This is a genomic window from Limnohabitans sp. TS-CS-82, assembly GCF_002943475.1.
Genome location: NZ_PTQX01000010.1, coordinates 187,168 through 210,280, shown reverse-complemented (window position 1 = coordinate 210,280; position 23,113 = coordinate 187,168). Strand labels below are relative to the sequence as shown.

The 23,113-nt window shown below is 59.8% G+C and carries 24 protein-coding genes; 6 read left to right on the top strand and 18 right to left on the bottom strand.

Annotated features, from left to right (window positions below; all coding sequences use genetic code 11):
* Nucleotide 1 precedes the first annotated feature (1 nt).
* Complete coding sequence (locus C5F52_RS19330) at nt 2–988, bottom strand: tripartite tricarboxylate transporter substrate binding protein (protein WP_104799984.1); 987 nt, start codon at nt 986–988, stop codon at nt 2–4.
* 23 nt (nt 989–1,011) lie between these two features.
* On the bottom strand, nt 1,012–1,935 hold the full coding sequence (locus C5F52_RS19325) for a 3-keto-5-aminohexanoate cleavage protein (RefSeq protein WP_104799983.1): 924 nt from the start codon (nt 1,933–1,935) through the stop codon (nt 1,012–1,014).
* A gap of 219 nt (nt 1,936–2,154) precedes the next feature.
* Here C5F52_RS19325 and C5F52_RS19320 point away from each other — a divergent pair, with 219 nt between their 5' ends.
* Together C5F52_RS19320 and C5F52_RS19315 are read left to right on the top strand one after the other, a co-directional pair.
* Entirely contained in the window at nt 2,155–3,132 is a 978-nt protein-coding gene (locus C5F52_RS19320) for a tripartite tricarboxylate transporter substrate binding protein (RefSeq protein ID WP_104799982.1), read from the top strand.
* Nucleotides 3,133–3,137: 5 nt separating this feature from the next.
* Entirely contained in the window at nt 3,138–3,632 is a 495-nt protein-coding gene (locus C5F52_RS19315; RefSeq protein WP_201747050.1) for a carboxymuconolactone decarboxylase family protein, read from the top strand.
* Here C5F52_RS19315 and C5F52_RS19310 read toward each other — a convergent pair.
* The 6 genes from C5F52_RS19310 to C5F52_RS19285 are packed head-to-tail and all read right to left on the bottom strand — an operon-like array spanning nt 3,622 to nt 8,824.
* A complete protein-coding gene (locus C5F52_RS19310; protein WP_104799981.1) occupies nt 3,622–4,539 on the bottom strand; it encodes an NAD(P)-dependent oxidoreductase in 918 nt (305 codons plus the stop codon). The genes C5F52_RS19315 and C5F52_RS19310 overlap by 11 nt on opposite strands.
* Before the next feature lie 5 nt (nt 4,540–4,544).
* The gene (locus tag C5F52_RS19305; protein WP_104799980.1) at nt 4,545–4,967 is read right to left on the bottom strand and encodes a heme-binding protein; all 423 of its coding nucleotides are present in this window, start codon (nt 4,965–4,967) and stop codon (nt 4,545–4,547) included.
* A 52-nt stretch (nt 4,968–5,019) separates the two neighbouring features.
* On the bottom strand, nt 5,020–6,006 hold the full coding sequence (locus tag C5F52_RS19300; RefSeq protein WP_161499739.1) for a tripartite tricarboxylate transporter substrate binding protein: 987 nt from the start codon (nt 6,004–6,006) through the stop codon (nt 5,020–5,022).
* Nucleotides 6,007–6,035: 29 nt separating this feature from the next.
* A complete protein-coding gene (locus C5F52_RS19295; protein ID WP_104799978.1) occupies nt 6,036–6,518 on the bottom strand; it encodes a nuclear transport factor 2 family protein in 483 nt (160 codons plus the stop codon).
* Nucleotides 6,515–7,816 (bottom strand): SRPBCC family protein, encoded by a 1,302-nt coding sequence (locus C5F52_RS19290; RefSeq protein ID WP_104799977.1) that lies wholly within the window; start codon nt 7,814–7,816, stop codon nt 6,515–6,517. The genes C5F52_RS19295 and C5F52_RS19290 overlap by 4 nt, the downstream gene beginning before the upstream one ends.
* A gap of 21 nt (nt 7,817–7,837) precedes the next feature.
* Nucleotides 7,838–8,824 (bottom strand): tripartite tricarboxylate transporter substrate binding protein, encoded by a 987-nt coding sequence (locus C5F52_RS19285; protein WP_104799976.1) that lies wholly within the window; start codon nt 8,822–8,824, stop codon nt 7,838–7,840.
* 144 nt (nt 8,825–8,968) lie between these two features.
* Here C5F52_RS19285 and C5F52_RS19280 point away from each other — a divergent pair, with 144 nt between their 5' ends.
* Nucleotides 8,969–9,790: a crotonase/enoyl-CoA hydratase family protein gene (locus tag C5F52_RS19280; RefSeq protein WP_104799975.1), complete on the top strand. Its 822-nt coding sequence runs from the start codon at nt 8,969–8,971 to the stop codon at nt 9,788–9,790.
* A 65-nt stretch (nt 9,791–9,855) separates the two neighbouring features.
* Here C5F52_RS19280 and C5F52_RS19275 read toward each other — a convergent pair whose 3' ends face one another.
* A complete protein-coding gene (locus tag C5F52_RS19275; protein WP_236657931.1) occupies nt 9,856–10,467 on the bottom strand; it encodes a lipocalin family protein in 612 nt (203 codons plus the stop codon).
* Nucleotides 10,468–10,477: 10 nt separating this feature from the next.
* Nucleotides 10,478–11,038, bottom strand: coding sequence for a YggT family protein (locus C5F52_RS19270; protein WP_104799974.1), 561 nt, complete (start codon nt 11,036–11,038; stop codon nt 10,478–10,480).
* 57 nt (nt 11,039–11,095) lie between these two features.
* On the opposite strand from C5F52_RS19270, the gene C5F52_RS19265 reads away from it, so the two are divergent.
* The 3 genes from C5F52_RS19265 to queC are packed head-to-tail and all read left to right on the top strand — an operon-like array spanning nt 11,096 to nt 12,967.
* A complete protein-coding gene (locus C5F52_RS19265) occupies nt 11,096–11,671 on the top strand; it encodes a TIGR00645 family protein (protein ID WP_236657930.1) in 576 nt (191 codons plus the stop codon).
* Between the two features lie 10 nt (nt 11,672–11,681).
* A complete protein-coding gene (locus C5F52_RS19260) occupies nt 11,682–12,245 on the top strand; it encodes a DUF2889 domain-containing protein (protein ID WP_236657929.1) in 564 nt (187 codons plus the stop codon).
* A gap of 8 nt (nt 12,246–12,253) precedes the next feature.
* Nucleotides 12,254–12,967 carry a 7-cyano-7-deazaguanine synthase QueC gene (gene queC / locus C5F52_RS19255; protein WP_104800007.1) on the top strand — a complete coding sequence of 238 codons (714 nt, stop codon included), beginning with the start codon at nt 12,254–12,256 and terminating at the stop codon, nt 12,965–12,967.
* 7 nt (nt 12,968–12,974) lie between these two features.
* Here the strand turns inward: queC and C5F52_RS19250 are convergent, their stop codons facing one another.
* The 8 genes from C5F52_RS19250 to gspL all read right to left on the bottom strand — a co-directional run bounded on the left by C5F52_RS19250 (nt 12,975) and on the right by gspL (nt 23,113).
* Entirely contained in the window at nt 12,975–14,840 is a 1,866-nt protein-coding gene (locus tag C5F52_RS19250; RefSeq protein WP_104799971.1) for an ABC transporter ATP-binding protein/permease, read from the bottom strand.
* A 6-nt stretch (nt 14,841–14,846) separates the two neighbouring features.
* Nucleotides 14,847–15,749, bottom strand: a complete 903-nt coding sequence (locus tag C5F52_RS19245; RefSeq protein ID WP_104799970.1) for a 5'-nucleotidase — start codon at nt 15,747–15,749, stop codon at nt 14,847–14,849.
* Nucleotides 15,750–15,766: 17 nt separating this feature from the next.
* Nucleotides 15,767–16,984 (bottom strand): type II secretion system inner membrane protein GspF, encoded by a 1,218-nt coding sequence (gene gspF, locus C5F52_RS19240; RefSeq protein WP_104799969.1) that lies wholly within the window; start codon nt 16,982–16,984, stop codon nt 15,767–15,769.
* 21 nt (nt 16,985–17,005) lie between these two features.
* Entirely contained in the window at nt 17,006–18,394 is a 1,389-nt protein-coding gene (locus tag C5F52_RS19235; RefSeq protein ID WP_104799968.1) for a GspE/PulE family protein, read from the bottom strand.
* Nucleotides 18,395–18,397: 3 nt separating this feature from the next.
* Entirely contained in the window at nt 18,398–20,461 is a 2,064-nt protein-coding gene (gene gspD / locus C5F52_RS19230) for a type II secretion system secretin GspD (protein WP_369953325.1), read from the bottom strand.
* 98 nt (nt 20,462–20,559) lie between these two features.
* Nucleotides 20,560–21,375, bottom strand: a complete 816-nt coding sequence (gspN, locus tag C5F52_RS19225; protein WP_104799966.1) for a type II secretion system protein N — start codon at nt 21,373–21,375, stop codon at nt 20,560–20,562.
* Nucleotides 21,372–21,902: a type II secretion system protein GspM gene (gspM, locus tag C5F52_RS19220; RefSeq protein ID WP_161499738.1), complete on the bottom strand. Its 531-nt coding sequence runs from the start codon at nt 21,900–21,902 to the stop codon at nt 21,372–21,374. The genes gspN and gspM overlap by 4 nt, the downstream gene beginning before the upstream one ends.
* A complete protein-coding gene (gene gspL / locus C5F52_RS19215; protein ID WP_161499737.1) occupies nt 21,899–23,113 on the bottom strand; it encodes a type II secretion system protein GspL in 1,215 nt (404 codons plus the stop codon). The genes gspM and gspL overlap by 4 nt, the downstream gene beginning before the upstream one ends.

Sequence of the window (23,113 nt, the reverse complement as noted above, 5' to 3'; positions counted from 1 at the left end):
CTTACTCCACCTTGATGTCAAACTCTTTGACGATCTTGCCCCAGAACGCGTAGTCCGAGGCCGCGACGGTGGACAGGGCTTCTGCCGATGTACCGGTGGGCGTGAGGCCCAAATCGCGCATGCGAGATTGGATGTCAGGCATCTTCACGATCTTCACAATCTCGGTGTTGAGCTTGGCCACGATGTCGTCGGGCGTGCCTTTGGGCGCGAAGATGCCGTGCCACGAGCTACCGATCTGGCCGTTCACATCGAGCGTGGAACCGAACTCGGTCATGGTGGGCACATCCGGCAAACTTGGAATGCGCTCAGCGCCCGAGATGGCCAAGCCCTTGACCTTGCCCGACTTGATCAACGGGATCGCGGTGGTTGATGCTTCAATCGACAGGCTCACCACGCCACTCATCACATCGGGCGATGGGTTGGTTTTGTAGGGCACGTGGTTGAGTTTGATGCCTAAGCGTTGCGCCCATGCTTCCATGGCCACATGCGGTTGCGACCCAACGCCCAAGGAGGCGTAGTCGATCTTGCCGGGGTTGCGCTTGGCGTACTCAACCAGCTCTTTCATGGTGTTGTAAGGCGCGTTAGGAGACGCGGTCAGCACATGCGGCACCAGCAGCAATTGGCTCACCGCTTTGAAGTCGCGCACAGGGTTGAACTGAGGTTTTTGATACACATTGGGCGCAATGGCGTGCACGGCCTTGACGCTAAAAAACAAGGTGTAACCATCCGCTGCGCTGGTGCTGGCCGCCTCCGCGCCGATCATGCCGCCCGCGCCTGGTCGGTTGTCGATCACCACCGGTTGGCCCAGCGCTTGGCTGAGTTTGTCGCCCACCAAACGTGCGATCACATCGGGCGAAATGCCAGCGGCAAAGGGCACGATCATTTTGATGGGGCGGCTGGGGTAGCCCGCGCTTTGTGCCCAAGCGGACGGCATGGTGATTGAAGCAGCACTGGCTGCGGCGGCGGATAAGAGGTGTCTGCGTTGCATGAGATGGTCTCCGTTGGTGTTGATTAAATGTGGGTGTTCGCCGCGCCCTTGAGCTGCAGCATGGCGCGGGCTTCGTCAGGCGTGGCCACTTCCAGCCCAAGCCCTTCGATGATGGCGCGGGCTTGGCGCACTTGCTGTGCGTTGCTCTCGGCGAGCTTGCCCTTGCCAATCCACAAGCTGTCTTCGAGGCCGACGCGCACGTTGCCACCCAAGCTAGCGCCCATGGCCGCAATGCGCATTTGGTGGCGCCCAGCGCCCAGCACCGACCATTGGTAGTCCTTGCCAAACAGGCGGTCGGCTGTGCGCTTCATGTGCATCACGTCTTCAGGGTGTGTGCCAATGCCGCCCAAAATGCCGAACACCGATTGCACAAAGAAAGGCGCTTTGATCAAGCCCTTGTCCACAAAGTGCGCCAAGTTGTAGAGGTGGCCAATGTCGTAGCACTCAAACTCAAACCGCGTTTGGTTGGCGTTGCAGGCCTTCAGCGCGAACTCAATGTCTTTGAAGGTGTTGCGGAAAATCAGGTCGCGGCTGTTCTCTAAATGTTCACGTTCCCAGTCGTGTTTCAAGTCAGTGAAACGCTCCAGCATCGGGAAGAGCGCGAAGTTGAACGAGCCCATGTTGAGCGACGCCACCTCAGGCGAAAAACGCATAGAAGGTTGGATGCGCTCGTCGATCTTCATGAACGGTGAGCCCCCACTGGTGAGGTTGATCACCGCATTGGTTTTGGCTTTGATTTGCGGCAAAAACTTGGCAAACGCTTCGGGGCTTTGATCGGGCTTGCCGGTGATCGGGTCACGTGCATGCAAGTGAATGATGGCCGCGCCCGCGTCGGCGGCTCCCAACGATGCCTCGATGATTTCTTCCGGCGTCACCGGTAAATGCGGCGACATGGAGGGCGTATGAATCGCACCTGTGACGGCACAGGTGATGATGACTTTGGACATGACGATCCTTCAAAGATGCACGGCAAGACTGGGTGTCTTGAATGGTTAGCATGCTACAAATTCAAGCTATGAACCACACGCTCGTAAACCCTCAACCCCTCGGCAAGAGGCGTTAAAACTGTCGCCTATGGAACAGTTTAAAAACTTCTTTGTGTGACGATCTGCCGCCGAAGCGTTGCAAATTCTTTGCAGCTCGTCTTGACCCCAAGGAGTTCATCGATGAGAAAGTTCGTCACGTTTTCTAAACTTGTGTTGGGCGGTTTGGCCCTTACTTTGGCAGGCCAATTGATGGCGCAGGCGTACCCTAATAAATCGATTCGCTTGATCGTGCCGTTCCCACCCGGCGGCGGTAACGATGTGATCGCCCGCGTGATTGCGCAAAAGTTGGGTGAGCGTTTGGGCCAGCAGGTGGTGGTCGACAACAAGGCAGGGGCCAATGGCATCGTGGGCTTGCAGGCTTTGATGGCCGCACCGGCCGATGGCTACACCTTGGCCGTGGGTGCTGCCGGTCCATTGGCCGTCAACCCCAGCCTCTACGACAAATTGCCGTACGACCCGACCAAAGATTTTTCGCCCATCACCAACATGGTGAACTACCCGCTGCTGTTGGTCACACACCCATCCGTGCCCGCCAAGACCACGCAAGACGTGATCAACCTCGCCAAGGCCAAGCCCGGCAGCTTGTATTTCGCGTCACCTGGCAGCGGTAACTCGGGGCATTTGGCCGGTGAGTTGTTCAACAACTTGGCCCATGTGAAAACGGTGCATGTGCCTTACAAAGGCCAAGGCCCTGCGCTGTCAGACTTGTTGTCGGGTCATGTGCAAATGCTCTACAGCAGCATTCCGTCGGTGATCTCGCAGGTCAAACAAGGCCAGCTCAATGCCATCGCGGTGGGCAGTGCCAAACGTTTGCCCTCATTGCCCGATGTGCCCACGATTTCAGAGTCCGGCGTGCCTGGCTACGAAGCGTACTCTTGGGTCGGCATGTTGGCGCCTGCCAAAACGCCCAAAGACATTGTGAACAAACTCAACGCCGAAATCGTCGACATCTTGAAGCAAAAAGATGTGGCGGACAAACTCAACCAACAAGGTGCCTTGCCTGTGGGCGACACGCCAGAACAGTTTGGTGCCTACATCAAAGCCGAAATCGACAAATGGGGCGCGGTGGTGCGCTCTGCCAACATCAAAGCAGATTGACTCACATGACACTCAAAAAATCTTCAGCCAGCCCATCTGGTGCCAAGGCCACTGCCACAAGCAAAGCCAAGAAAGCTGCCGTTCCAAAGGTGCGGTCTGCCGCGTACAAAGCGGGCTTGGCCATGCGCAGCAAAGTGCTCGGCGAAGACTATGTGGCGCGTTCTTTTGAAAACGCGACTGACTTGAACATGCCATTCCAAGAGTTGGCCACCGAGTTTGCATGGGGCAGCGTGTGGACGCGCCCGGGGCTGTCGCTGCGCGATCGCAGCTTGGCGACGTTGTCGATGTGCATTGCTTTGAACCGACCGGCTGAAATCAAAATTCATTTGCGCGGGGCCATTCGCAACGGCGTCACGCAGGTGGAGTTGCGCGAGCTGATCTTGCATTCGTTTTTGTACTGCGGCGGCCCTGCCGCGCTGGACGCCTACAAGGCCGTGCGCGACGAGTTGCCGTTGATCGCAGAAGCTGAGAAGGTCGCTAAAAAATTGGCTAAAAAATAGAGGGGATGCCTGCCATCGCGCCCATCACCTCGGCGGTGGACGCGGTGTCTTGTTGCGACAAACCTTGCGCCATTGCCGCGGTGTAGACCGAGGCCGCCGCAGAAAACAAGGGCGTGGGGCAGTCGACCGACTTGGCCATCTCGCCAATCACTTCCATGTCTTTTTGCCAGACCTCCACCTTCATGGTCGGCGGTGTGTATTGGCGCTCGAGCATCATGGCCATGCGCAGACGCATCACGCCCGTGCCGATGACGGGGCTGTTGCCAAACAGCTTGAGCACCTCGCGTGGGTCCAAGCCCATCTTGCGCGCCAATGTGACCGACTCGGCATAGGCCACGTTGTAAATAGCGACCAAGTGGTTGGCTGCAAATTTCATCTTCGTGCCGCTGCCGTAGGGGCCGACATAGGGTACGTTGTCGGTGAACACCTGCAACACAGGCCGCACCTTTTTGTAGGCCGCTTGGGTGCCGCTGACAAACACCGTCCACGCCCGTTCCTTGATGCGCACCGCGGTGCCGCTGATGGGGGCGTCTAGTGTGCTCACGCCTACCTTGCGCAGTTGTAGAGCGCAAGCGTCTTTGTCGGCCATGGGCAAGGTGCTGGTTTCGATCACGATTTGTTGCGTGGGTCGTGCCGCTTTGGGCACCGAGGCAATGGCCTCGGTCACCAGCGACAAGGCCTTGGAGGTCGACAGCGAGACGATCAAAACTTGCGCTTGCGCGGCCACTTCTGCCGCGTTGGCCAATGGCTGACCGCCTGCTTTTTTCAAACGCTTCTGGGCTTTGGCATCCACATCAAAACCGCACACGGTGTAACCCGCTTTGAGCAGCTCTTCGGCCATCGTGCCGCCCATGATGCCCAGGCCAATCACGCCCACGATGGGGCGCGTTGCAGATGAGGTCGCCATGCTTTTTAGCCCACCACCAAGCCAGCGGCCTGAATGCCCGCCATGCAAATGGCTTCGTCTTCATCGCCCGTGCCACCGCTGGCACCTGCTGCACCGATGATGTGGCCTTGCGCATCTTTGATCAGCACCGCGCCGGGTTGCGCCAAGAACTTGCCCTCGGCAGAAGCCGCCAGCGAGATGAAGAAGGTGGGGTTGTCTTTGGCGCGTTCAGCCAAGGCACGGCTGGAGGTGCCCATGCCCACTGCGCCCCAGGCCTTGCCGCGTGCGATGTCAAAGCGGAACATGCTGGCGCCGTCTTCGCGTGCAAAGGCCACCATCTGGCCAGAGGCATCCAGCACCACCACGCCCATGGGTTTGTAGTTGGCTGCGCGTGCGTTTTGAATGGCACCTTGCAAAATTTGATTGGCTTGTGCGAGGGTGAGAGACATGAAATTTCCTTGAGAGTCAAAAAGTAAAGGGGTTGAAAGAACGGCCGAAAGCTTAGTCGATGGTCACGCCACCGGTCTTGATGACCTGACGCCAACGTTCGGTGTCTTCCTTCATCCACTGCGCCATTTCTTCGGGGGTGTTGCCCACGGGTTCAGCGCCGACTTCGGCGAAGCGACGTGCCATCTCGGGCGTGCGCAAAATCTCACCGATCAGGGCGGACAAGCGGTTGACGATGGCAGCGGGTGTTTTGGGCGGCGCCACCATGGCAAACCACGCCACCGCCACCACGCCCGGTACGATTTCTTGCATGGCGGGAATGTTGGGCATGCTGGTGATGCGTTTGGCGCTGGTCACGGCCAGCACCTTGAGTTTGCCGCTGCGCAAATGTGCCGAGGCTTGCGCCACGTTGCCAAACATCACGTTGACGTGGCCGGCCAACAAATCGGCCACGGCGGGGGCGTCGCCTTTGTAGGGCACATGCACCATCTTGACGCCGGTTTTTTGCTTGAACAGCTCGGCCGTCAAGTGGGCGGTAGAGCCGTTGCCTTGTGAGGCGTAGCTGAGCTTGTCGGGGTTGGCCTTGGCGTAGGCGATCAGCTCTTGCACGGTGTTCACGGGCACCGAGGGATGCACCATCAAGGCATTGGGAACCAGCGACAAAATTGTGATGGGCACAAACTTCGCCGGCTCGTAATTGAGCTTGGGGTACAGACTCACGTTGATCGACAAGGGGGGCGGTGGTGCGGCCATCAGGGTGTAGCCATCGGGCTCGGCATTGAAAACAAATTCGGCGGCGATGTTGCCCGCAGCGCCCGGTTTGTTCTCGATCACGATGCTTTGCCCCAGCTTGGCCATCAAGGCCTCAGAGATCAAGCGCGGGAACAAGTCAGCGCTGCCACCCGCAGGGTTGGGCACGATGATCTTGATGGTTTTTTGTGGCCAAGTGGTGCTGCTTTGCGCCTGGGCGTGTGTGGCAGAGAGAGGCAAGGCGAGCGCGATGGACGCGCTCAGAAATTCACGGCGGTTGGTATGTGTCATGGGGCGCGTCTTGGCGTTAGTAGTGCGGTTTAAATGGGAATGACCAACAAGGTCTCGATGATGCGCGAGTCGTACAAAAACAAACGTTGTTTGAATTGGGGGCCTTCGGGCGTGATGACCACTTCGTCCAAACATTGACCCGTCGAGAAAATCTTCATATCGCCATCCAGGGCCATGGTGCGCACCACCAAGTAGTTGGAGCGCACGTGCAACACCCCGTTTTCTTCGCCCACGATTTGCACGCCTGAGAGGATGTGTCGGTAGTGGTGTGGCTCGTAAATGTTGGCAATCCGCATGGACTTGATGCGGTCACGCAGTTGCGCGGCGCTGCGGCTGTCAATGATGGCCATGGGCAAATCACGGTCATGGTTGAAGCGCGATTTGACGGTGTAACGCCCTTCGGGCAACAGCAAATCTGCAATCGCTTCCACGCGGTCTTCGTCAATGGCGCGCGCCCATTCGTAAATCAAGTTTTCGACGGCTCTGAAGTGGGTGTTGTGGTGCGGGGTCATGCCAAGTCCAAATCTATGCCCATGTCTAAGCGGTAGTTGTGCCAAAAGTTGCGAATGGCGCGTTCCGACAGTTTGGTGGTGCCGCCACTCTCCAAGGTTTTGCCGCCCATTTCAATGAACGATTCACCGCTTTGGCCATCGGCCATGGCGCGTTGCATCATTTCGCACACGGCTGCGTCCTCGACGGAAATCATGCCGGCAGAGCCTGCCAAGTTGGCTTGCACCAAGCGGGTTTGGGTGGTGGCTTCGTCGTCGTCTTCAAAGCCGAAATAGGTCCACACCAAGTCGGACTCGCCCACGCCGCGCGGGATGAGCTGGCGTGTCGCCAAGCTGTTGGCAATTTGGTGCAACACAAACGAGGGGTAGGTGGTGAGCACTTGCACGCTCACGCCATCGCCAAACTCGTCGCGCCATTTCAAGATGCTGGGGTCTTCCAGCTTCATGTCGTTGTTGACCGAACGCAAGGCGGCGCTTGTTTTGTCGAAGTCTTCTGACTTTTTCTCGGTGCCCGCCTTGGTGTAGAAATAAACGTGACGGCCACTTTTGTCCAAGGTCATGCCCGACTCTTGCGATTGGCGCGACAAGCCAAAGGTGCCGTAAAACGTGTGCAAGATGTTGGCGTGGTACGAGTCGCGTGGGTTCTCGTGGTACGTCTTCCAATTGGCGTGAATGCGTTGGGTGTCGTAGCCCAACACCTTGAGCGGCTTGTGCAGCACGCGGCGGATGCCTTGGGCCACATCGCCCAGCCAGTCTTCGAGCGGTTCTAGCTCGTCAGAGAACGTTGCGAACACCAAGCCGCACAAGGTGGCCACGCGCAACTTGTGCAGCCCGTGCTCTGACAGTTGAAAGTCTTTGGGCAGCCCGCCTTCGCCGCGCAGGCCGTGGCTGAACGCAGCATGGGTGAGGTCGCCCTTGAGGTTGTAGTTCCACGCGTGGTAGACGCAGTAGAGCTTTTTGACTTTGCCAAACGCGTCGCGGCACAGCATGTTGCCTCGGTGTGCGCAGCGGTTGACCACCACATGCAGCGAGCCATCTTCGGCACGCGTCAGCACCACCGATTGCTCGCCGATGTAGGTTGTTTTGAAGCTGCCCACGTCGGGCACTTCGGCCTCTAAGCCGACGTAGTGCCAAGCTTTGCCTCTGAAAATTTTGGCCTGTTCTTGGGCGTAAATGTCGGGGTCGGTGTAGACCCAATACGGCGCACGCGTGTAGCCCTCGGCGGGCCAAGTGCGTGGCGTTTTGTGACTGAGCGGGCCGTGAACGACGGCCTCATGGCAAGAAGAGTTGGAGGTAGACATGGTGTGGCTGTAGGTGGGCGCTCAGTCGATCGAGATTTTTTCGTCTTTCACTATCTTGGCCATGGCAGGAATTTCGGTTTTGAGCCATTGCCCAAATTGCTCGGGTGTCATGGGGGAGGGCTCTGCGCCCAAGGTGCTCAGGCGCTCTTTGACATCGGGCAGCGCGGTGATGCGCATCAGTTCGGCATTGAGCTTGTCCACGATGGCTTTGGGTGTGCCCGCAGGGGCCAACAAACCTTGCCAGCTGCCAGTCAAAAAGCCAGGCAAGGTTTCGGCCACGGTGGGCACGTTGCTCAGTTGTGTGTTGCGTTTGGCGCTGGAGACAGCGATGAGTTTGATCTTGCCCGACTTGACGTGCGGGTAGGTGGCCACCATGCCGTTGAAGGTCACGTCCACTTGGCCACCGATCAAATCGGTCATGGCCTGTGCGCCGCCTTTGTACGGCACATAGCCCCATTCAATGCCGCTGCGTTGGGCAAACACCACACCCGCCAAATGCGTGGCGCTGCCCATGCCTGCGGCGGCTGCGTAATTGACCTTGCCTTTTTGCGCTTTGGCGTAGGCGATGAGTTCGGCCGTGGTGTTGGCAGGCACTTTGTCGCTCACCACCAACAAGTGGGGCGAGTAGCCCACCATGGCCACGGGCGCAAAGTCGGTCAAGACGTTGAAGGGCAGTTTGTAGAGCGCGGGGCTGATGACCAAATTGCCCACGTCCATCAACACCAAGGTGTGGCCGTCTGGCGCTGACTTGGCGGCGGCATCTGCGCCCAAGTTGCCGTTGGAGCCCGCGCGGTTGTCGATCACCACGGGCTGGCCCCACGCTTCGGTCAACTTTTGTCCGACCAAGCGAGCCAACACATCGGAGGTGCCGCCTGCCGGAAAGGGCACGATGATTTTGATGGGTTTGCTGGGATAGTTGCCAGCGCCCGTTTGTGCGTGAGCGGCGGGGGCGAGGGAGGTGCAGAGCGCGGCCAAGAAGAGGGGCAGCGCCCTGAGTTTTTTAAGCATCGACAGAGTCCTTGTAGATGGCGCACTATCGCCGCAAGCTGGGCGTTTTTTAATCACCAAGGTGACAGCGCAGCAGGGCTTGCCCTCTGGTCAGCGGCGTGCTGGCGACGTAACTTGGGGCATCACATTGGAAGACCTTTTGCTATGACCGACACACACGCTGAAAACAACATCCACCCGCAAGGCAGCATTGATACCGAAGTGCGCGGCCATGTGTTGCTGATTGCCATCAATCGCCCCAACAAACGCAACGGGTTCACGCCCAAGATGTACCGAGAGTTGGGTGAGGCCTACACCCGCCTCGACGACGATCCGACCTTGCGCGTGGGCTTGCTGCATGCCAAAGGCGCACATTTCACAGCGGGTTTGGATTTGCCGTCGATCGCGCCGCTGATGCGTCGTGGCGAAAAAGCGGTGCCTTTGGGGCTGGTCGATCCTTGCGATTTAGGCATCGCGGGTTATCGGCGCCGGGTCAAACCGATGGTGGTGGCGGTGCAAGGCATCACCTACACCTTGGGCATCGAGCTGATGCTGGCCGCCGACATCGTGGTGGCCGCCGACGATTGCCGTTTCTCACAACTCGAAGTCAAGCGCGGCATCATGGCCACGGGCGGCGCGACCTTGCGCATGGCAGAGCGTGCGGGCTTGGGCAATGCGATGCTGCATTTGCTCACCGGCGATGTGTTTGACGCCGCCGAGGCGCTGCGTCTGAACTTTGTGCAAAAAGTGGTGCCTGTGGGGCTAGAGCTGGAGACTGCCTTGACTATCGCCAACGCGATTGCGGCGCAAGCACCGTTGGCGGTGGTGGCCACACGCCTGAATGTGTTGAAGGCGGTGGAGCACGGCCCTGTGGTGGCCATGCACGAGTTCATCGACACGCAACAACGCTTATCCAACAGCGACGATGCCAAAGAAGGCGTGCAGTCGTTTGTTGAGAAGCGGGACGCTCGATTTACGGGGCGTTGAGGCACTGGGTAAGTTGGCGCTTTAGGTGGGACTGGGCCGCTCTGCGCTTTGCCTCAGCCGCGCTCTCAAGGCTGTGGAGAGCGTTCCAGTTTGCCAATGTCAAAGCCTTGTGCGCTCAGGCGTTTGAGCAAGGCGTTGTAGGTGTTGGCGTCCACCGTGGGCGTGCGCGACAGCACCCACAGGTATTCGCGTGAGGGCTCGCTGACGGCGGCCAGTTGGTAGTCGTCATCTAAATCGATGACCCAGTAATCGCCCCAGACTTGGGGCAACCAACTCAGCCATGCGGGGGCAAAACGCACTTTCAATCGTGGCGAGGTGTTAGGCCCGATTTGTCGCGCTAAACCAAGGGCATTGATTTCTTCGCCACGCTCGGTCAGGCAGCGGTTGAGTACCTGCACAGTGCCATCGCCTTGCGCCAAGTATTGGGCGCGTGTGTGGCGAGCGCATTTGCGTTGAAACTTGTTGGGGAATTTCGCAATCTCGTACCAAGTGCCCATGTAGCGGGGCACATCCAAGCTGGCAATGCTGACCACCGCAGGCAGCGAGCTGGCAATGGGGGCGGACGTCGTGGTGCGCTCCGTTGTCTGTGCTTGTGCCAGTGACATGGCGCCGCATGACACGCCGAGCACGACCACCCATCGCCACGACGAGAACAAACGGCCAAGGGTACGTTTCATGCCCGGCTCCTTAAAACAGGGTGCCAACGCGCAAGGTGTTGAGCACGATCTCTGCAATTTGCAGCACCAGCAACAACGCCAAAGGCGATAAATCGACGCCGCCCATCTGCGGCAGCACCCGACGCAAGGGGCGCAGCAAGGGCTCCACCAACTGTGCCAAGAAGTAACTCACATCGGTGCCCGACTTCAGCCACGACAACACGGCATAAATGATGACCAGCCACATGAGGCTGGAAAGGCAGGTGCTCAACAGCTCAAAACCGGCTTGCGTGAGCAAACTCAGCCAATGGCCCATGGCGCTGGACATCAGTCCCAGCAAGGTGTATTTCGCCAGCAGCACCGCGTAGGCCGCGACCAAGCTGGCGGTGTCCAAGCGGCCGAGGGCGGGCACATGGCGACGAACAGGCAGCACGATCCAATTGGTCGCGGCAAAAATGAACGGGGCCAAAGGGTTGCCGGAGCGCGCCGAGAGCGGCACGCGTTGCAAATGCATGTACATGCGCAACAAACAGGTGCTCGCCACCACGCCAACCACGACTTGCAAAATGAGAGAGAAAATTTGAAACAGCATGCGGATGAGTTTAGTGGGCTCAGGCAAAATTTGAATCTTCTTGTAGAAATGGTTTGTATGTCACGTCAATCTGCTTTGCCTCGTTATATTTTCGCCAGCCGTTGGTTGCAATTGCCCTTGTATGTGGGCCTGATTGCGGCGCAGGCTGTGTATGTGTTCCATTTTTGGGTGGAGTTGGTGCATTTGCTGGAGGCCGCCATGGGCAGCCACACCGCCTTGGAGGCCTTGGTCAGCAGCATTGGCTACAAGTCTGATGTGGTGGTCACGCACCTCAATGAATCGGTCATCATGCTGGTGGTGCTGGGCTTGATTGACGTGGTGATGATCTCGAATTTGTTGATCATGGTCATCGTCGGCGGCTACGAAACCTTCGTCTCGCGCATGTATCTGGAAGACCACCCCGACCAACCCGAGTGGCTCAGCCACGTCAACGCCTCGGTGCTGAAGGTCAAGCTGGGCACCGCGATCATTGGCATTTCGTCCATCCATTTGCTCAAAACCTTCATCAACGCCGCCAATTACGACGTCAAGGTGTTGATGTGGCAAACCATCATCCACATCACGTTCTTGCTCAGCGCGTTGGCCATTGCGTTGACCGACCGTTTGACGCATTACCCCAAAGACGACCATTGAAAGGGGCCGCGTGTCTATCTCCTTGCCCCCAGCTCAGCCGCGCCAATTGGCGCACACCCGACAAGTCACCTTCCACGGCTACCGCCGTGACGACGGCTTGTGGGACATCGAGGCCCACTTGCGTGATGCCAAGCCCGAGCCCTTCACCATCCCGAGTGAGCGCACGTGGGCGGCCAACGAGCCGATTCACGACATGAGCATTCGCCTCACCGTGGACACCCAGTTGGTCATTCGCGACATTGCGGTGGCCATGCACAAAGTGCCCCACGATGGCTGCCCAGAAGCTGCGCCGCCCATGCACAAAATGATTGGCTGCACCTTGGGTGCAGGCTGGCGTCGCGCCATCGAAGAAAACTTGGGCAACGACAAAGGTTGCACCCATTTGCGCGAGTTGCTGTTTAACATGGCCACGGCCGCTTTTCAGTCGGTCACCGGCACCTTTGCCACCCAAAGCGCGGACACCCCGCCACCCCATTTGGGGCGTTGCATGACCTGGGGCTTTAACAGCCCGTTGGTCGAACGCCTGCACCCTGTGTTTTTTCAATGGCCCGAGAAGGCCAAGACGCTCAAATGAAAAACGTGATCCATCGCAATGCGCTCGTGCTGTTCTCAGGCGGGCAAGACTCCACCACCTGTTTGGCCCATGCGCTGTCGCAATACGAGCGCGTGGAAACCTTGGCCTTTGATTACCGCCAGCGTCACCACGTGGAGCTCGATGCCCGCATTCAAGTGCTGGCGCAAGTGCGTCAACAGTTTCCGCAATGGGCGTCTAAGTTGGGCGAAGACCATTTGCTCGACTTGGCCGTGTTGGGCCAAGTGAGTGAAACCTCGCTGACCCGCGACATGAGTTTCAAGATGGAGGCCTCGGGGCTGCCCAACACCTTTGTGCCTGGTCGCAATTTGTTGTTCTTGACCTTGGCCGCCGCCTTGGCCTATCGCCGAGATTTAGACGTCATCGTGACGGGCGTGTGCGAAACCGATTTTTCGGGCTACCCCGATTGCCGCGACGACACCATGAAGGCCATGCAAATTGCGTTGTCCTTGGGCATGGACCGACGCTTGCTGATCGAGACGCCTTTGATGTGGATCGACAAAGCGCAGACGTGGCAGTTGGCTTACGACCTCGGCCAACGCGACCACCCGCAAGGCGGTCAGCAGTTGGTGGACCTCATCGTGGAACACACCCACACCTGCTATTTGGGCGACCGCGAGCATCGCCACGATTGGGGCTACGGCTGCGGCACTTGCCCGGCTTGCGATCTGCGCGCCAAAGGCTGGCAACGCTGGAAGGCTTGACGCGTTTTTAGGATACGTTGAGCGTGAATTGAGCGGCACTGCCAGGTGCCGCCGCCTCAAACACCCACTGCTTCGCGTGATAGGCCGCTACCCCTGGACGATGCGCGATAGACACCAAGGCGCCGCCTTGGGCCTGCACCAAGGCGCCTAGTTTCTCGTACAACGCCTTTTCGCTGGCTTCGTCGAGTGCGCTGGTGGCTTCGTCGGCAAACACCCAGCGTGGGCGTTTGAGAAGCACGCGTGCCAAGGCCAAGCGTTGTTGTTCGCCGCCTGAGAGTTGTTGCGTCCAATGGCCTTCGACATCGAGTTGCGACACCAAGTGCGGCAACAGCGCTTCTTCCAAAGCGTGTTGCAGCTGGGCGTCGCTATAGGGCTCGGCGTTGTCGGGGTAGGCCAAGGCTTGGCGCAAGCTGCCTTCTGGGAAGTACGGGCGCTGCGGCATGAACACGCTGCCCTCGGGCAGCGTGACCAAAGGCAAGGTGGCGATAGGCGATTCGGATGTTTCAGCGGCTGTGCTGTGCAATGTCTCACCCAGTGCGCCATTCACAGAGGCTTGTGCGGCATAAGGCCAAATGCCAGCCAACACGCGCAGCAGGGTCGATTTGCCGCAGCCTGAGGGGCCGCGAATCAGCACGCTGTCGCCCGCATTCACGGTGAGCGTGGTGTTGACCAACAGCACTTGGCCGTTGGGCAGCCACACGGTGAGCGGGGCGGTGTGCAAACTGTTCACGCCCTCGGCGGGCACGGTGGGCACAGCGTTGGTTTGTGCAGGCCCTGCAATGGCTTGCATCTGATCTTGAAAACTCGTCAACCGCAGGGTGGTGGCTTGCCATGAGGCCAAGCGGCTGTAATTGCTGATGAACCAACTCAGCGACTCTTGCACTTGCCCAAACGCCGATGAGATTTGCATCAACTCGCCCAATTGAATGGCGCCGCTGAAATAGCGTGGCGAGGCCACCAACATGGGGAACACCACCGCCGCTTGGCCGTAGCCGGAGTTGAACCAGGTGTAGCGTTTTTGCACGCGCAGCAAGCGCATGAAGTTGTCCAGCACTTGGTTGAAACGCGCTTGCAGCGATTGACGCTCCACGACGTTGCCGCGGTCCAGTGCAATGGCTTCGCTGTACTCGCGCACACGCATTAGGTGGTGACGGAAATCGGCTTCTAGGCGTTGTTGCGCGAAGTTCAACGAGGCCATCGACTTACCGATCCAGTGACCAATCAGGCTACCGCCCAAGGCATAAGCCAAGGCCATCCACACCATGAAGCCAGGAATTTCGTAGGCCGCGCCTTGCCATTGAAAGCTAAAGCCGCCAGACAGCGTCCACAAAATACCGACGAAGCTCAGCAGCGTGACGCTGGCGTCGAGCAAACCCAGCGAGAGGCCCACCGTGTCCGCGGTGAACTGCTGCACGTCTTCTTGAATCCGTTGGTCAGGGTTGTCGGTGCTGCCGTTTTGCGACTGGAGTTCGAGTTGGTAAAACACGTGGTGCGACAACCAGCGTTGCAGGTAGTCGCGCGTCATCCAAGCACGCCAACGCATTTCCAGCAATTGCGTGAGGTAGAAGCGGTACACCGCCACGATGATGAAGCACGTTGCCAAGCCAGCGAACACACCGAGTTGCTTCCAGAACACCTCGGCATTGCGGTTTTGCAGTGCGTCGTAGAACACACGGTTCCAGTCGTTGAGCAAGACCATCATGTAGACCATGCCGAGGTTCAGGCCCACGCAGGCTGCCAGCAGCAAGCGGGCACGCCACTTTTCTTCAGACTGAAAGTAGGGCAGCGACAAGGCCCACACCCGGCTGAGTTGCAAGCGGCTTTTTTGCCAATTGCTGGCCACGTTGTGGGCGACGGTACGGAAAGCGTTCATGGGTGTTTAGACGTCGGTGTTGCGCACGCCGCTGGCCACATGGCCGGCGGGGACGTGGCGGGCAGCAGATTCGATGTGCCCGGTTTGGTCGTCAAAGAAAAAGTCAGGTTCGAACTCGCGCAAGAACTCGCCTTTTTCTAAGCCGCCCAAGAACATGGCTTGGTCCACGTCGATGTTCCAGTTCATCAGCGTGCGAATGGCGCGCTCGTGGGCGGGCGCGCTGCGTGCCGTGACCAAGGCGGTGCGAATGCGCATGTGTGGTGTGCCGGCTTGTTGCAACACTTGCAAGGCGGCGAGCAAGGGCTTGAAAGGGCCGGCGGGCAAGGGGTGTGCCGCATTGGTTTTTTCGTGTTGCTGGAAGGCGTCCAAGCCTTCGGCTTGAAACACCCGCTCAGCCTCGTCGCTGAACAGCACGGCGTCGCCGTCAAACGCAATGCGCACTTCGTGCGGGTTGGCTTCTGACGCATGGGCCGAGTGCGGGTACACCTGTGCAGCGGGCACGCCCGCATCGAGCGCCGAGCGCACGTCTGACAAATGGGTGGACAAAAACAAGTTGGCGTTGAGCGGGCGCAAATAGCGCCAAGGCGATTCGCCGCGGGTGAAGGTGCAACGGATGATGGGCAGCGCGTAGTGGGCGGCCGACTTCATGACGCGCAAGCCGCTCACGGGGTCGTTGCGCGAGAGGATGACCACCTCCACGCGTTGGGCCTCAGAGGTGTTGAAGGCCAACAGTTTTTGCACCAACGAAAACGCCACGCCAGGCTTGGCAGGTGATTCAAGGCGGTCAAGCTGCAGCTTCATGTACGCACGGTCATCGCCTTGTTCGAAGATTTGGTTTTCTTCTTCAAAGTCAAACAGCGCTCTGGACGAAATGGCGACCACCAGTTTTCCATCTAACGACACACTCATGGCAGTTCTCCAAACATTCACTTCACCCATTGGTTGAGCTGGATGATGGGCAGCATCACGGCCAGCACGATGAGCATCACCATACCGCCCATGGCCACGATCAGCAATGGCTCCAAGATGGTGGCCAGTTGCAAGGCGCGGCGTTGCACTTCTTCGCTGAGCTGCTGCGCGGCGCGTTGCAGCATGGTGGGCAAGGTGCCGGTCTGTTCGCCCAAGCGGGAGAACATCACCAACAAACGCGGAAACCGTTCTTTCTGCGCCAAAGCCGAGGCCAGCGGGGCGCCTTCGCGCACCAGCACCAAAGCCTCTTGCGCATCGTGACGCAAGGCGGTGTTGGACAGCGTGTCGGCAGCGGCTTGCAGCGCTTTCAAAATCGGCACGCCTGCGGTGGCCAACATGGCCAGTGTGCTGGCAAAACGGGCGGCGTTGTAGCCGCGGGCCAAGCGGCCGATGACGGGCAGTTGCAGCCATGCGGCGTCAAAACGGCGGCGCAAAGCGGGTTGCTTCAACGCTGTACGAGCTGCCAAGATGAAAGCGACCACCAGCAACAAACCCCACAACCAAAACGTTTGCACCACCTCGCTCAGGCCCAGCATGAAGCTGGTGAGGAAGGGCAATTTCTGTTGGTTGCTGCCAAATACTTGTGCCACTTGCGGCACCACAAAAGCCAGCAAAAACAGCACGATGGCCAGCGCCACCACACACACGATGGCGGGGTACAAACCCGCGGCCAGCAGTTTGCCGCGCAGGTTTTGTTGCTCTTGCTGGTCGTCGGCCAAGCGTTCCAGCACCAGTCCTAAATGCCCGCTTTGTTCGCCCGCGCCGATCACGGCCACATAAATGTGCGAGAACTCACGCGGGTGCTGGGCCAGCGCTTTGGCAAACGGCGCACCCGCGTTGACCTCGGTGCGCAGAGCCGACACCAAGTCACGCTGGCGCGGCGTTTCGGCCTCGTCGCTGAGCGCGCTCAACGCACGCTCCAACGGCAAGCCTGCCGCCACCAAACCAGCCAGCTGACGTGTCCACACGGTGAGTGCCGTGCGGCTGAAGACTTTGCTTTCCCAGATGACGGTGTTCATGCCCGTGTTCTGGCTGCGCTGCACGGGCTCGACTTTGAGCGGCACCAAATCTTGCGCGCGCAATTGGCTGCGCGCGGTGCGTGCGGTGTCGGCCTTCAACACGCCACGGCGAGTTTGGCCTTGGGGGTCTAGGGCTTCGAAGGAATAGGCGGGCATGGCGATTGGGGCAGTGCCGCGTTAGTCGCGGGTCACGCGCACCAGCTCTTCGCGGGTGGAAACACCCAAACGCACCAAACGTTCGCCGTCATCACGCATCAGCGACATGCCGTTGCGTAACGCAGCCTCGCGCAGCTGCGCTTCGCTGGCTTGGTTGTGGATGAGGGCGCGCATGTCGTCGTTGGTGGTGAGTAGTTCAAAAATGCCGGTGCGGCCTTGGTAGCCGCTGTGGCCGCAGACGTCGCAACCCTTGCCAGCGCAGTGGGTGCAGGTTTTGCGCAGCAGCCGTTGCGCCAACACGCCCAAGAGCGAGGAGCTGAGCAAGAAGGGCTCCACGCCCATGTCGGTCAAACGCGTCACGGCGCTGGCGGCATCGTTGGTGTGCAGCGTGGCCAGCACCAAGTGGCCGGTGAGCGAGGCTTGAATGGCGATTTGCGCCGTCTCAAAATCGCGAATTTCACCAATCATGATGATGTCGGGGTCTTGGCGCAGAATAGCGCGCAGGGCTTTGGCAAAGTCCAAATCGATCTTGGCGTTCACCTGCGTTTGACCCACGCCAGCCAGCTCGTATTCAATCGGGTCTTCCACCGTCATGATGTTGTTGCGTGTGGCGTCCAGTCCCTGCAACGCAGCGTACAGGGTAGTGGTTTTGCCTGAGCCTGTAGGCCCGGTTACCAAGATGATGCCGTGCGGCTGCTTCACCAAGCTTTCAAAGCGTTGAAGGATGTCGCCTTCCATGCCCACGGCTTGCAGGGTGAGTTTGCTTTCTGACTTGTCGAGCAAACGCAGCACGGCGCGTTCGCCATGTGCGCTGGGCAAGGTGGACACGCGCACGTCAATGGCGCGTTGGCCGAGGCGCAACGAAATGCGCCCGTCTTGCGGCAAACGCTTTTCGGCGATGTCCAGCTCGGCCATGATTTTGAGGCGCGAAATCAGCGCGGCATGCAAAGCGCGGTTGGGCTGCACCACTTCGCGCAGCGTGCCGTCCACACGAAAGCGCACGCTGCTGTGGCGCTCGTAAGGCTCGATGTGAATGTCGCTCGCGCCATCGCGTGCGGCTTGTGTCAGCAGCGCGTTGAGCATGCGGATGATGGGCGCGTCGTCGGCGGCTTCGAGCAAGTCTTCCACGGCAGGCAGCTCTTGCATCATGCGGGTCAGGTCGGCGTCGCTCTCGACCTCGCTCACCACGGCGGCGGCGTTGCTGTCGGCTTGTGCATAGGCCTCGCTGATGCGTTTGGCCAGCGTGGCTTTGTCGGTGTATTCAAAGCTCTGCACGGCGTGGCGACGCGTCACCTCGCTCCAAGCGCTCAGGTCGGGCGCGTCGCTGTGCCACAGCGTGAGCGTGCGGTCATCGTCCTCCAGCAGCAGCTGGTGGGTGCGGGCAAAGGCGTAGGGCAGCGGGCGGCGCATGGTTTAGCGGGTGGCAGGCGTGGTGGGGGGCGTGGCGGGCGCCATCGCTGCCGGTTGGCTGGTTGGTGTCAGCGGCGGCAGCGTGGGGGTGGGGCCTGTGTCGAGCAAGGGGTTGAACGAGGGGACGGCGTTGCGTTGCAAGCCCATCATTTGCTCGTAACGGTTGATGCTCAAGGTGTCAGACGCTTTGGCATCGCGAACCACCACGGGGCGCAAAAACACCATCAGGTTTTTCTTGCTGCGCGTGCGGCTTTCGCTTTTGAACAACCAGCCAAATCCGGGGATGTCGCCCAAACCCGGCACCTTGCTGGCATTGGCCGAGTACTCGTCGGATAGCAAGCCGCCCAACACGATGATGGAGCCATCGTCCACCAGCACGTTCGATTCGATGCTGCGTTTGTTGGTGATCAAGCCGATGGTGGCAGATTGTGAATAGTCGACGCTGGAGACTTCTTGAAACACGGTCATCTTGACGGTACCCGTCTCGCTGATTTGGGGTTTGACTTTGAGCGTCAAGCCGACGTCTTTGCGCTCCACCGTTTGAAACGGGTTCACTGCGCCGCCTGTGGTGTTGTTGTTGGTGTATTGGCCGGTGACAAACGGCACGTTTTGGCCCACCACGATCTTGGCTTCTTCGTTGTCGAGGGTCAGCAAATTGGGCGTGGAGAGGATGTTGGCGTCGCCATTGGTTTCTAAGAAGTTGGCCAAGCTGCTCAAAATGGTGGTGCCGTTGACGTTGCGAATGGTGCCGATGTTCAAACCACTGCCTATACCTGCTTTAGCCGCAGCGGTGCCGCCTTGTGACAAGCCCACGATGTTGCCGGTGGACCCAAAGTTGGTGCCTGCCACGCCGCTGCTGCCCAGCGCGCCTTGCCATTGAATGCCCATTTGCAGCGCTTTGTCGGCGTTGACCTCGGCAATCAAACTCTCCACCATCACTTGTGCGCGGCGTTGGTCGAGCAAGTCGATCACGGCGCGCAGTTGACGGTATTGCGGCTCGGGCGCGGTGATGATGAGTGAGTTGGTGGCCGTGTCGGCTTGAATTTGTCCGCCCGTGGTGGGGCCGCTGGCGGTGTTGGTGCCGCCCAAGGTACTGCCAGATGTGGCGCCGCCGGTGGGTGAGTTGGCGAGGGGCGAGGTGCCTGTGCTGGCCGCGCCTGTGGCGGTGCGCACTTCACCGCTGACGGCGGCACGCAAGGTGGCTGCCAGTTTGGTGGCATCGGCATTTTTCAAATACACCACATGGATGTTGCCGCTGGGGCTGCTGCTGCCAGGTTGGTCGAGCTTCTCGACCAAGGCGCGCACCAGCGCCACGCGGGCGGGGTTGGCGGCACGCAAGATGAGGGTGTTGCCGCGCGGCTCAGCCACCAAGGTGGTTTTGAATTCGGCACCGGTTTGGCCGGGTGTGGCGCTGGCCGCACCAGCACCACCCGATTCGATCAAGCGCAACACCAGCGGCGCCAAGTCGATGGCGATGGCGTTTTTGAGCTGAATCACCTCGATGTCGCTGGCGTTGGACACGTCGAGCGCCGCAATGATGCGGGCCATGCGCTGCAGGTTGTCGGCGTAATCGGTGATGACCAGCGAGTTGTTGCCGGGGTTGACGTTGATGGTGTTGTTGGGGCTGATGAGCGGGCGCAACACGGGTAGCACGTTGTTGGCTTGCTCAAAGTTGAGCTTGAAGATGTGGGTGACGATTTGGCCGTTGCCTGCGCCCGAGCCCGCGTTGTCGATTTGCTGCACGCTGCCGCCTTGCAACTTCGCGTCAGCTTCGGGCACGATTTTGTAAAGCCCTTTGGTTTCGACCATCGCAAAACCTTGCAAGCGCAACGCCGCTAAGAATTGGTTCCAAGCTTCGTTGGGCGAAACGGGCAACTCGGTGCTGAGGTTGATCGTGCCTTTGACGCGGGGGTCCACCACCAAGTTGCGGTTTGACAGCGTGGCCAAGGTGCGCGCCACCGATTCGATGTCGGCGTTCACAAAGTTCAGCGTGATGGGCTCTGCCGCGTTGGCTTTTTTCGTGGGTGGGGCGGCATGCGTGAGGGTCACACCGCTGACAGCTGGCAAGAGACTGAGGCAAAGGCTCAAAGCGAATGGCAATGCCCTGGGCCGTGCCTTTTGCAGTGCGTTGGCTTTGAAAAATGTGTGTTGCTTTGGCATACGCGTTAACCCAGTTTCAAGATCGACTTGGCACCTCGGCGTTGGCCGAGGATGTTCAACAAATTAGAGAGTGCGGCCTCGGCATCGGGTTCGCTCGATGCTTCGCCATTGAATTGCAAGCGCCCGTTGCGCCATTGGCCCGTGCCTTGCAGCTGCAAGCTGCCTTCCACGGTGTCGAGGGTGAGCTGCATTGTGTCACCCGCCTCAGCGCCCGTTGCCACATCGCCTGTGCCCTGCAGCATCACGCGGTAGCTGCCCAAAGGCTTGAGGGTGGACAGGCGGGTGGACATGTGCTGCAGGTTCAATTGGGCTTGGCCCTGCAACTGGGCTTGGCCTGCGAGGTGTTGCCATGCCAATTGTTGCGTGCTGAGTTGCAGCTCGCCTTCGGGTTGCAGGGTGTTCCACGGGGCACCTAAGCCGGTCAACCAAGAGGCGGGCCATGTCGAGCGTTGGTCGTTGAGCTGCACGCGCACCCCGCGCCATTGCGGCGTGACATCGAGCGACATGGGCTGTGTGGTGCAGCACGCGGACGACAGGCTGAGGCGCAACCCCAAGCGCACAGCCGAGATATCCAGATGCGGCCCCAACTGCCATTGCAGGCGGGTGGGCAGGGCGGTGTTGGAGGCGTCAGATTGCGGTCCGGCGCTCAGCACCGCTTGCGCCGAGCCGTGCCAAACGGTGCCTTGTGCATCTTGCAGCAGCACATGTTCGCCACTGGCTTGGGCCACGATTTTGGCTAACCAATAGGCCGGTGCTTGGGTGACCAAAGCCAGCACGGCGCCGATGGCCGCGCCCGTCCATGCCCAGCGGCGGGTGTTCACTGCGCCCTCGCCGTGTTGTCGGGCAAGCGCAGAACCAAACTGCCGTCCCACGTGGTGTTGTTTTTGTTGGCCTCGCTGCCGTTGCCATTGCCGCGCGTCAAGTGCGCTTCGATGGGCAGGGTTTGAGCTTGGCTGCGCACTTGGGCCAGCCAATTGGCCAAGGTTTGTGCGGGCACGGCTTTGAGTTGCACCGACACGCGTTCGCCTTGCACCGTCAGTTGAAAGGAGGAAGGGGTGCTGAGGCTTTGCAGCGTGCGCAAGGCCTCATCGCGTGACAGCGGCGTGCGCTGCTGCAGTGCTTTCGCCTGCGCTTGCAAGGCCAGCATGTGGCCTTGCTGCACGCTGATTTGGGCGCGGCGTGTTTCGCTGTCGCGCAAGGTGTGCAGCGCGGGCGCGATGGCCAGGCTCCAGATCAGCGCGCCGGCGAGCAGCAGACCCAGCCAAGCCAAGCCGCGTTGTTCGCGCGAGGACAAGGCTTGCCAGCGCGATGCCGTCGAGGCTTTGAAGTGCTTGAAGGCCGAGCTCATGGGGTGGCCTCCGCTTGCAACACCCATGTGTTGTCGCTGTCTTGGCGCAAGCTCAAGTGTTGGGCTTTCAGTGCCGCTTGTGCGTTTTGGCTGGCTTTGTCATCCAAGGTGAGGCCTTGCACGCGCAGAGACGCGTTGGCAAAGTGCAGCTGCGTGGGCACTTGGCCCGTGGGCAACGCCGCTGCGAGGGTGGCCAACAACGGCTCTAAATCGGTGCGGCTGACGTGGCCCGACTTTTGTTGCAGGGCATCCACTTCGCGCTGCATTTGCAAGGGCGCGTCGATGACCAAACTGACGGCTGGAAAGCTGGTTTTCAAAATACGTTGCAGCGCCAATTGCTGTTGATCCAGCGCTGATTTTTCGCGCCACGCCAAAGCATTCAGCCCCACGATTTGCAGCACAGCCAAAGCGGCGACGCCAATGCGCACAGCACGCCACGAGGGGGCATGCGCCAAGGTTTGCCACGCACTTTGCAGGCCACGTTGCAGGCGCTGGCTGCGGCCTTGGGCCCATTCGCCTTGGGCCAAATCCCACGCGGACTGGCTGGCTGCCACCCAGCGTTGGGCCGCACTTTGCAGCACGGGTTGGCGCTGCAACAGGCTTTGTACGCGGGCCACCATGGCGGGTTCGGCGTAGATGTGCAGCGCGGTGTCGTTTTGCACGTCATTCAGTGCGTGAAAAGCGCGCCAAGACGCGGCGTTGGATGGCAGCAGGCTAACGCCTTCGGACTGGGTCAACACGCTGCAGGTTTGGTCAGGTTCGCCCATGACGTGCAGCGCCGGTGTGTCGGTGGGCTGCAACTCGGGCACCAAGCGTTGCACGGTCAAACCGGCGGCTTGCAGCGGCGCCAGTGCGTCGCGCAGCCAGGTTTTGTCGCACACCGCCACCCAAGTGGTGCCGCCCGTGCGGGCCAAGGCTTGGCTGTCGTGCGGCAGCACAAGGTGCAGTTGTTGCGGATCGTCCAGCAAACGGTCTTCCAGCAAACCGTGCAGCACGCTTGTCAAACGGGGGCCGTGGCTGGCAGGGGGCAGTTGGACGCTGAGCCAAGACAGTCGGCTGTGGGGCACCACGGCCACCACCTCGCCTGCATGTGCCGATAACGTGGCGGCTGCGCCGGTGGCGCTGCGCGTCACGCTGTGGCCGTCGGAGTGCACATGGGCATAACCGGTGGCGGCGTGGGCAGAGGTGTGAGGCAGGGCGATGATCAACAT